This window comes from Micromonospora sp. D75 (assembly GCF_018070405.1).
Lineage (GTDB): Bacteria > Actinomycetota > Actinomycetes > Mycobacteriales > Micromonosporaceae > Micromonospora > Micromonospora chalcea.
Map to the genome: position 1 here is coordinate 1 of NZ_JAGPXV010000819.1, position 2,184 is coordinate 2,184.

Annotated in this window: 5 protein-coding genes; 2 read left to right on the forward strand and 3 right to left on the reverse strand. The window is 73.7% G+C overall.

Annotated features, from left to right (window positions below; all coding sequences use genetic code 11):
• Positions 1 to 25: 25 nt before the first annotated feature.
• Positions 26 to 802 carry a hypothetical protein gene (locus KBX39_RS29500; protein WP_247660733.1) on the reverse strand — a complete coding sequence of 259 codons (777 nt, stop codon included), beginning with the start codon at positions 800 to 802 and terminating at the stop codon, positions 26 to 28.
• Positions 803 to 915: 113 nt separating this feature from the next.
• On the opposite strand from KBX39_RS29500, the gene KBX39_RS29505 reads away from it, so the two are divergent.
• Positions 916 to 1,380: a MarR family transcriptional regulator gene (locus KBX39_RS29505; protein WP_210873664.1), complete on the forward strand. Its 465-nt coding sequence runs from the start codon at positions 916 to 918 to the stop codon at positions 1,378 to 1,380.
• A gap of 14 nt (positions 1,381 to 1,394) precedes the next feature.
• On the opposite strand, the gene KBX39_RS29510 is transcribed toward KBX39_RS29505, so the two are convergent.
• Positions 1,395 to 1,619 (reverse strand): hypothetical protein, encoded by a 225-nt coding sequence (locus KBX39_RS29510; RefSeq protein ID WP_210873666.1) that lies wholly within the window; start codon positions 1,617 to 1,619, stop codon positions 1,395 to 1,397.
• 95 nt (positions 1,620 to 1,714) lie between these two features.
• Between KBX39_RS29510 and KBX39_RS29515 the strand changes: the two genes are divergently transcribed.
• Positions 1,715 to 1,885: a hypothetical protein gene (locus KBX39_RS29515; RefSeq protein ID WP_231915454.1), complete on the forward strand. Its 171-nt coding sequence runs from the start codon at positions 1,715 to 1,717 to the stop codon at positions 1,883 to 1,885.
• A 13-nt stretch (positions 1,886 to 1,898) separates the two neighbouring features.
• Here the strand turns inward: KBX39_RS29515 and KBX39_RS29520 are convergent.
• Positions 1,899 to 2,184, reverse strand: a 286-nt coding sequence (locus KBX39_RS29520; RefSeq protein WP_210873668.1) for a YdeI family protein, incomplete at its 5' end; no start/stop codon positions are given.

Consider the following 2,184-nt stretch of genomic DNA (forward strand, 5'->3'; position numbering starts at 1 on the left):
GAGCACAGCCGGATTGTCGTGCCGGTCAGGCGCGGCTGATGATCGTCGCGTCGTCGGTGGCGACGCCCCCGGTTGCCTCCGCCGCCCGAACCCGGGCGATGACCTCGGCCGGGCCGGCGGTCTCCAGCAGGCGCAACAGCCCCGGCCAGTCGGTCAGGCCGAACGTGTCCACGAGACGGCTCGCGCCGTTGCTGAGCAGCGCCGCGCCGGTCACGTCGTGGGCCGGGCACTCGCCGGTGACCGCCTCGGCCACCACCGTCGGATCGTCCTTGGCGACCCAGAAGCCGCCGGGGCTGTTGCGGCGGGACCGCAGCTCCACCAGCAGCCGCCGGTACTCGTCGCCGCCCTCCGGCACGTCCTTCAGCCGCTCCTCGAAGGCTCGGGCGATCACCACCTCACGCGGATCGTGGGCGACGACGGGATCACCGGCCGCCCGGCCGACCAGCGCGACCGCGTCACCGAGGACCAGGTGCTCGACGGTCCCGCCGGAGAACCGCAGCATCGCCACCGCGGCGAACGGGCTGATCGGGTGGGCGACGTCGCAGGTGTCGCGGTGCTGGTCGGTGACCCGCTCGATGCCCTCGGCCAGCACGTCGCGCAGGCTCCCCTCCTGCGCCAGCGCGCCGAGCAGCGCGCCGCCGAGCCGGGTCGCGTACCAGGCGATGCCGTGACGGCAGACCTCGTCCGCGCCGGTGATGCCGCCCGCGCCGTCGACCAGGACCAGGCCGCAGGGGACGGCGCCGGCGAAATCCTCATTGGTACGGCCCGGATGTCCCGCGTCGGTCGCCATCGCTACCCGCATGCGCCTCATCATGCCCGGGCCGACCGGAACGCGATGTCCCTCGCGGCTTGAGCTGAAGCGTGGTTGAGGTCCTAGCGTCGTGCTCACCCGACCACCGCCGGAGGTAGAGCATCATGAACACACCGCACCTGTCCGACGCCGAACACGCTGGCCAGCCGGCCGCCTACTGGACGGGCGGCGCGAACGAGTCGCTCATCGCCTTCACCCGCGCCCAGCACGCCACGCACGGCTTCACCCAGCCCCAGTTCTGGCTGCTGCGCAACCTGTCCCCGAACGACCTCCTGCCCGGCGGCGGCGGACTGACCGTCCCCGAACTGCGACACGCGATGCGCTCGTATCTACGGGCCGAGGACGACCTGGACGCCGAGGCGGAGGTGCTCCGGGAACGCGGCTGGCTGACCCGCGACGCGGACGGCCGGCTACGGATCACCGAGGCGGGGGAGGACGCCCGGCTCCGCCTCAAGCAGCACGCGCCGGGGATCCGGGCCCGCATCCACGACGGCGTCGACGACGCCGACTACGTCACCACCCTCAAGGTGCGCCGGCGGATGATCCGCAACACCGGCGGCGCCGTGTAGCGCACCGGCCCGGCTCAGGACGCCCGAAGCCTGCGGATCGCCAGGCGGGCTCCCTGGTGGAGCAGCACGCCGGCACCGGTGTTCGCGACGGCGAGCACGGCCGCGCCGAGCAGCCCCGCGCCGACGTCCGTCACGCCGGTCGCGACCAGCAGGACCGGCCAGCCCAGCGCGGCGGCGACGAGCGACAACCGCCACCAGCGTCCGAGGAGAAGCCCGAGCAGGATCAGCAACGGGATCATCGCGGGCGACCTCCCACCGTCGGCTCGTTCGAGCGTACGCCCGGTCAGACCCGCCGGTCGCCGAGTACCACAGCGCCCACCAACCCCCGGCGCTCGTGCTGTGGGACCGGCACGACGCCTACTTCGACGTGGACGAGGTGCTCGCGCAGCATCGCGCGCTGGACCGGATGGACGCGCACCTCTTCAACGGCGGCCACCTGCTGGTGGAGACCCACGCGGCCGAGTGCGCCGCGCTCCTGCGCGCGTTCGTCCGGGACCACTCGTGAGCCGGGACGCGGGTCACGGCGTGGCCGGCGGCTTCGCCTTCTGCGGGTGGAACGTCTCGTGGCGGGCCAGCATGGCGACGAACTCACCGATCTTGCGTTCCCGGGTCTCCGCGCGCTTGACCGCGTTCAGCCGGTGGATGAGCGCGAACCTGTTGGCGCTGGTGAGGACGTCGAGCATGGCTTGGGCGGCGGGCTCGGCGGCGACGGCGGCGAGCAGGTCGGCCGGCAGCTCGGCCTCCGACGGAGGCGCGTACGCCGCCGCCCACCGGCCGTCCGCCTTCGCGGCCTCCACCGCCGCG

Bases quoted from the DNA above. Each gene is read 5' to 3' on its own strand.
- KBX39_RS29500 (WP_247660733.1), bottom strand. From the start codon at position 802: ATGCGGGTAGCGATGGCGACCGACGCGGGACATCCGGGCCGTACCAAT.
- KBX39_RS29510 (WP_210873666.1), bottom strand. From the start codon at position 1,619: ATGATCCCGTTGCTGATCCTGCTCGGGCTTCTCCTCGGACGCTGGTGG.
- KBX39_RS29505 (WP_210873664.1), top strand. From the start codon at position 916: ATGAACACACCGCACCTGTCCGACGCCGAACACGCTGGCCAGCCGGCC.